General features: G+C 44.4%; 5 protein-coding genes and 1 pseudogene. 1 reads left to right on the top strand and 5 read right to left on the bottom strand.

Annotation, left to right across the window (positions count from 1 at the left end):
* From QJ48_RS27310 to QJ48_RS27290, 5 genes are all read right to left on the bottom strand, one after another.
* Positions 1 to 710: LytTR family DNA-binding domain-containing protein (locus QJ48_RS27310; protein ID WP_054976552.1), on the bottom strand; the 710-nt coding region annotated here is incomplete at its 3' end.
* Between the two features lie 612 nt (positions 711 to 1,322).
* Positions 1,323 to 3,887: an ABC transporter permease gene (locus QJ48_RS27305; protein ID WP_054976551.1), complete on the bottom strand. Its 2,565-nt coding sequence runs from the start codon at positions 3,885 to 3,887 to the stop codon at positions 1,323 to 1,325.
* Complete coding sequence (locus tag QJ48_RS27300; RefSeq protein ID WP_054976550.1) at positions 3,884 to 4,567, bottom strand: ABC transporter ATP-binding protein; 684 nt, start codon at positions 4,565 to 4,567, stop codon at positions 3,884 to 3,886. The genes QJ48_RS27305 and QJ48_RS27300 overlap by 4 nt, the downstream gene beginning before the upstream one ends.
* 96 nt (positions 4,568 to 4,663) lie before the next feature.
* On the bottom strand, positions 4,664 to 5,665 hold the full coding sequence (locus QJ48_RS27295) for a sensor histidine kinase KdpD (RefSeq protein WP_054976549.1): 1,002 nt from the start codon (positions 5,663 to 5,665) through the stop codon (positions 4,664 to 4,666).
* 1 nt (position 5,666) lies between these two features.
* The gene (locus QJ48_RS27290; RefSeq protein WP_054976548.1) at positions 5,667 to 6,350 is read right to left on the bottom strand and encodes a response regulator transcription factor; all 684 of its coding nucleotides are present in this window, start codon (positions 6,348 to 6,350) and stop codon (positions 5,667 to 5,669) included.
* A gap of 186 nt (positions 6,351 to 6,536) precedes the next feature.
* Here QJ48_RS27290 and QJ48_RS36290 point away from each other — a divergent pair.
* Positions 6,537 to 6,801 (top strand): annotated as a pseudogene (locus tag QJ48_RS36290) (DUF4062 domain-containing protein); the annotation flags it as partial.
* Positions 6,802 to 6,824: the final 23 nt, after the last annotated feature.

The raw sequence follows: 6,824 nt of genomic DNA, 5'->3' as shown, positions 1-6,824 counted from the left end.
TAAACATCTTTAACCTCTTTAATTTTAGAACGGCCTAAGGGTAGTTCCATCCCATTGGACATTAGAACAACTCCGCTAGCAAACTTCCTCACATGAAGCAGGTTAATAATAATGGAACGATGGATTTGCAAGAAGTTGCAGTCTTTTAAGGCTTCGGCATAATCTGTAATCGTGCCTTTGCTTTCATAGGTTTGATTCGAGGTGATAAAATATAGTTTGCTTTTTATGGTTAAGCTTTTGGCAGCTTCAATACTAATAAGTTCATCATATTTTAATACGACTTCTTCATAGGCTGACTTGATGACCATAAACTTTTTATCAAGTGCTTGAAAGTATTGGTGTAGCTTGATGATTTTCTCCTCCAAGATCGAGGGCGCAATGGGTTTTATCAAATACTGGAATGTCATGACGTCAAAACTTTCCACCATATATTGAGGGTAGCTTGTCAGAAAAATAATTTGTTCATCCAGGTTATTTAAACCTCTTATTGTTCGGGCTGTTTGAATCCCGTTCATTCCACCCATTTCAATGTCCAAGATCAATATATGGAATGGATTTTCACGGCGCTCATAATAAGATACCAACTGCTCTCCCGAGCCGAATAATTCGATCTCAAAATCTATATTTGACTTTATCGACAAAGTAATCAGGATAGCTTTAACAAGCTTTCTTTGTGTCTCCTCATCATCGCAAATAGCCACTCTATACAAAAAAGATCTCCCCTCATTTCCTTTACTTTTATTCTAGAACTCTATGTAAGCATGATACAACCTTTTGACTTCATATAGATAACTTTTGGATGAAATGCATATTTGAATCCCTCAAATCACTTCTCACGTGACGAATGCCTGGAGACTTTTATGTCCTAAACCTAGTGAACGACTATATCGATCTCGGTTGTGATATTTTGTTCTGTGCCATCAGAGAAATTCGCTCTAAGCCCTATGGTATATTTTCCTTTCCCTAGAGTCAAAGAAGTTTTATTGTATGGTTCAAGTATATAACCGGACTCATCTTTTAGGAAAAAGGTTAACAAAGGGGCTCCATGGCTGATTTTTACATCATTTCCTCTAAAGCTTAGACTTCCCCAGACATTAATTGCATCCTCCCTCGCTATAGGTTTCTTTAGCGGAATGAATTGAAAGGATTATTTTTGCGTAAAGAGAGATTAAAATAATCCCCACCAACAAATCGGCGGGGCTAAAGAAAACTTTCCTAAGCTATGTGGTCGGCTGTCCAGACGCTCTACGCAGTTCATTCGCCAGCCACAGCCTGCTGCTCATACGCTGCAGACGCGGTCACGTCTCCGGCCTACTCTTCATCTATAGATTCTCCTGCTTCAAAGCATCAATAATGTTTGCCTTTTTTACTCTTATGCTGGCGTAATACATGGACAAGCTCACGATAACAAACACGGCCGCAATCACATACAGAATACTGGTCCATGGCACGCTGAAACCGTACGAAAAACTGTGCATGAAGGCCCGGTAGATCAACACCATAATCACTGCGCTGATCGGAAGCCCATAAGTTAGAGCCTTGATTCCATAAAATATGCTTTCATAGTTCATCATTTTATTAAAGCTTTTCGGCGTCATCCCCACCGATCTCAGCATCGCAAATTCCCGTTTGCGAAGGGCAATGCTCGTCGTAATCGTATTGAGAATATTCGCCATCGAAACCGCCGTAATTAATGCCACAAAACCATAAACAAATACGGACATTAACAGGATCTTTTGTTCGGAGCGCTGTCTTTCTTGAAATAAGTTCCTGACTTCCAGCTCTTTCTTCATTTCTTCGATGTCTTGCTGTGTTTTCAAAGGATCTTTACTATTCAGGTAAAGTGAGGAAAACGGTTTATCCTTGCTTTTTTTCATTAACTGGTCGAAGACCGGCTCGGATACAACAAGATGAACTTCAAAGCTGCTTGGAACAAGTCCCATCGGGAATTGATCGGTTACCGCGGCAAGCTCCACTTTGCTGACCGATTCCTCATTAGAATCGGTGGAGACGAGATCAAGCATTTCCCCTACTCGGCCCTGGATAGCTTTCGTTTCGATAATTTTGTTCTTTTCATCTTTATATTTCATGACATCAATCAATATGGCGGTTGGGTGAGCGGGATTCGTTAGCTTGGCGTACTCGATGCCGACCTTTTGGGCATAGGCTTTCAGCTTGTCTTCACTTAAAGCATTTACTTGTAGATGGTATTTATACCGCCCCTGATCAGGATCCCAAGGGGGTTTCGCCCCTTCAGGAATGGACTCCTCTGGAACCCAAGTGAACCCGCCAAACCACTGTTTAATCAGGCTGTATTCCGTAACGCCCTCCAACGACACAATCGATCTCACCAAACGCTCATCGAGCGTCGTCACTTCACCGTTCTTGTATACCCCGATATCATAGTTATAGCCTTTTTGGGAGACGCCAAGCGATTTCTGCAGGTTGGAAGTGAAGAAGGACACGGATAGAAACAGCACGATACTAATGACGAGTGAAAAGACCGTAGCGTGATACCTGCGTTTGTTTCTTTTTAAATTTTTCAATCCGAATTCCGCTTCAATGCCGAATAACCGTTGGACCAGCTTCGAGGTTTTCACCGTTTTCCCCGTCAGCTTAATATCCATGGTTTGCCGAATCGCGTCGATAGCCGAAATTTTAGATGCCTTTTGGGCTGGAAAATACGTTGAAATGAATATCGTGACGATCGAGATCAGACAGGTCACTGCGAGCGATGAAGGCGTGACGACCAACGTTAATTTTTCGGTAACACCGATCGCATCTTCGAGCATCGAGTTAATGAAGCGAAAGGTAATGCCGATTCCAATCATGCCGCAGATGATGCCTAAGGGAATGCTAATGACGCCAATCACCGCTCCCTCAAAAAATACCGAATTTCTCTTCTGCCTTCTCGTTGCTCCAACACTCGACAGCATCCCCAGATAACGCGACCGTTCCGAGACGGAAATCGCAAAAGCATTGTAGATTAAGGAAATGGAGCCAATGACTATAACAAGCACCACAATGACGAATAGCGAACTGTAGGTTTTGCCTACTACGCCACCCATTACGCCATAATAACGCAATAGAGACTCATTCGTTTTAAACGAGCTGATGTTGTTTTTCGTGGACAAATCATTGGCATGAGCAAATACAGTGCCGTCGACTTTCTTGAGGACCACGCTCGCATCAACGGTTTTGTTGTTGTCCACCATGTTCTCGTCGACATAGGTAAGGGCGGTATACCCCGGCACCCACGTCTGCTCCCACGAAGGACGTTTAATAAAGCCTACAACGGTATACGTTTCGGTTGTTGTATGAATTAAGGTTTCCGAGCTTTTCCCGTTTAAGAATCTTAATGGTTCGTTTTGAGAAAGGTTCGTATCGCCAGGATCGGCAGGATTCGAGCGCTGCCCGACATCAAGGGTTAAACGATCGCCAATCCGGTAGGTGACTTTGGCGTTCGGGGCGATAGCTTCCGAAAGGACGATCTCATTGGCTTGTTGAGGCAGACGCCCTTCACTCAATACAATAGGGAAGTTGTTAAAGCCTTGGGCATTAAACGCTTTAATGAACAAATATGGCTTGCTGCTATTTTGACTTCCTTGTAACAGGGCATAGCCGCGTTCCTTGGAAGTGATTAATTGTTTGGTTGCCGCATCCTGTTTGATCGCTTCGAGCTGATCTTTGTTGACGTTTTTGTACTGGACATGCCATTCTCCATAGTCTTGAATCGTTTGCTTTTGCATTAACACCAAGAAAGAGGAGCCAAGCGTTATAACCGCCGTCACCATGGCCACGGAAATCATAACTCCGATCACGGTCACAAGCGTTTGCTTCTTATTTTGCATTAAATGCCGGAGCGTTAGCTTATGGATAATGTTCATGGCCGAATGACCTCGTCTTTGGCAATCTTTCCATCTTCAATGGCGATAACTCTGTCAGCTTGCAAAGCAATTCGTTCATCATGGGTGATCATAATCAGCGTCTGATGCAAGCTTTTGTTGAACATTTTCAATAAGTCAATGATTTCACTGCCGTTTTTACTGTCTAAGTTACCGGTTGGTTCGTCTGCTAATATGATCGCAGGCTGATTCATCAACGCTCTGCCGATCGACACCCGCTGCTGTTGGCCGCCGGAAAGCTGATTGGGCAGATGATTCAAGCGATTTTGTAAATTTAACGTCTTCACAATATCCTCAAACTGCTTCTGATCCACCTTATGCTGATCGAGCAAGAGCGGGAGCTGGATATTTTCTTCAACCGTTAAAATCGGAATAAGATTATAGAACTGGTAAATCAAGCCGATTTGTCTCCGTCTAAAAATCGCCAGCTGCGTTTCGTCCAGGCTGTACATGTCCGTGCGATCCACAAACACTTTTCCGCTTGTCGGTCTATCTACGCCGCCTAGCATATGCAAAAGCGTCGATTTCCCCGATCCGGACGGACCGATGATGGCGACGAACTCCCCTTTGTCCACCGAGAAGGATACGTCATCAAGCGCTTTTACCGCCGTGTCGCCTTTTCCATACACTTTAGACAGATGTTCGATCCTCAGAATTTCCATGCTGAAACCTCCATACGTTTGTCGATGGATTTAGTATATCTGCCCGAAGTGACTTTACAGTGACTTGAAAGTGACAGTCTAGTCACTTAGCCCTGATCAGACGACTTGCTTGTAGAAGCGAATCCGAAATTGGGTTCCCTTATGGAGTTCACTCTGGACCTCTATATCTCCATTCTGCTTCGTTATAATGCTGTGAGCCAGCGAGAGACCGATGCCGCTGCTGCCCTCGCCGGCACTCTTTCCTTTATAAAAACGTTTAAAAATATGAGGGATCTCTTCCTTGGGGATGCCTTTGCCATTATCTTCGATCCTGATCTCCGTAAACAGCGGGTTCTCCGAAAAGGAAATCGCGATGGTTCCGCCTGCTTGCGTATGCTCCACGCCGTTTTTTAAAATATTGATTACCGCTTCGGTTGTCCAATTCAGATCGCCTAGAAATGAGACGCTATCATCGCCTGTTATCGAGACCGTCTGTTCTTTGATGTCGATCGGAATGAGCACGGGCTGTAACGCTTGTTCAATAAGCTTGGTCACCCTGACATGATCTTTCTTGAACTGCACGGTGCCTGCGTCGATCTTCGAAAGCTTCAATAACGAAGAAACAAGCCAATCCAGCCGTTCGAGCTGAATGCGAATATTGCGCGTAAATTCCGTTCTTTTCGCTTCAGGCAGCTTGGCGTCGTCCAATAAGTCGGCCATGACCATCATAGAGGTTAGAGGTGCTTTGAGCTGATGGGATATATCCGAAATCGCGTCGGTAAGATGGATTTTGTCTTTATGCAACAGGGCGCTCTGCTCCGACAGCATGACGGTTACTTTATAAATCGTATTTTTCAGAATGCTGAATTCCCCTTCCCGATTATCCCGGACGTCAAGGGAATAGTCGCCGCCGCTAATTTGCCGCAAATAGCCGGACAATTTCTCAATCTCTTGATATCTCAACCTCGTAAACAGGTGGCTGCATCCAATGAGTAAAATGGAAGTCATTAGAACGAGAACCACGGCAGCGAGCGAAAAAAAAGCCGCGGCGGCAAGCATAACCAAACTTATCGTGCACATCAACAAGAGTACGAGGCGGATCTCGCGATTACGCAGCATGCTACTCACCGACCTTATATCCTAAACCGCGTACGGTTTTAATGAACGTTGGATCTTTCGGATCATCCTCTAGCTTTTCCCTCAGCCTTTTGATGTAAACGGTTAGCGTATTGTCGTTGACGAAATCCCCAGCCACATCCCAAATTTGTTCTAAGAGCTGATTTCTGGAGAGGATCTGCCCGATATGGTTCGCGAAAATCAGCAATAAGCGGTACTCCAAAGCCGTCACCGGAATTTCATCGCCATGTTTATATACCTTGCCTTCAAGCATATTGATCCGGATAGCATCTACTGCGATGATGGCTCTTGCCTGCGGCTGCTTCTGATATCTTCGCAAAACCGATTTTATCCGTGAGAGCAGCTCGCGAATTCGAAAAGGCTTCGTAATATAGTCGTCCGCTCCCATATCAAGCCCCATCACGACATTGACTTCATCATCAACGGCTGTCAGGAAAATAACGGGAACATCGCTTCGCTCCTTCACCATTTTACACAATTCATACCCGCTTCCATCCGGCAGCGATAAATCGAACAGACATAAAGCGAACTGATCCAACTGCTCGGCTATTACCTTTTTCGCAGACGCGACGTCGTGGCACAGAATCGTGGAAAACTGGTCTTGCTGCAGGGAATACTCGAGTCCGGACGCGATAGTTTTATCATCTTCCACAAGCAAAATGTTCATTGGATCATCATCCCAATTTGAATTTTTAAGAAAAAGGACTATTAACTCATGATTGTATCATACAAAAAAGGGGATGATTAGCAAAGAAGCGGCCCCGGCTGCAATATCCGAAGCATTGAAATCTCGGCAAATATTGACGTATGAACGGAGCCAACGGTATGATTTATATTAATTTCATTCCATAAGGTGGCCTATGAAAAAAAATTACAAATCTACATATCGTCTACTTTTGCCGATCTGGTTGCAGAACGTCAAATCGCTGTAGAAGCTATTCTTAAAGCTGGTCACATTCCTGCTGGAATTGGAATCGACCCATTCTTTTTGGAACGCCCAATGGACACAATTAAGAGATGGATCGATGAATCCGATGTATTTATCACCATTAGGACTCTATGGAAACATGCTTCCCGACGAATCGAAGAGTTATCCGCATTGGGAATATGATTATGCCGTTGCCTAGTGCCTCATCAGTAA

Source organism: Paenibacillus sp. A3 (assembly GCF_001399685.1).
Classification (GTDB): Bacteria; Bacillota; Bacilli; order Paenibacillales; family NBRC-103111; genus Paenibacillus_G.
Note: the sequence above shows the minus strand (reverse complement) of the source record. Positions and strands in the feature narration are given on the sequence as shown.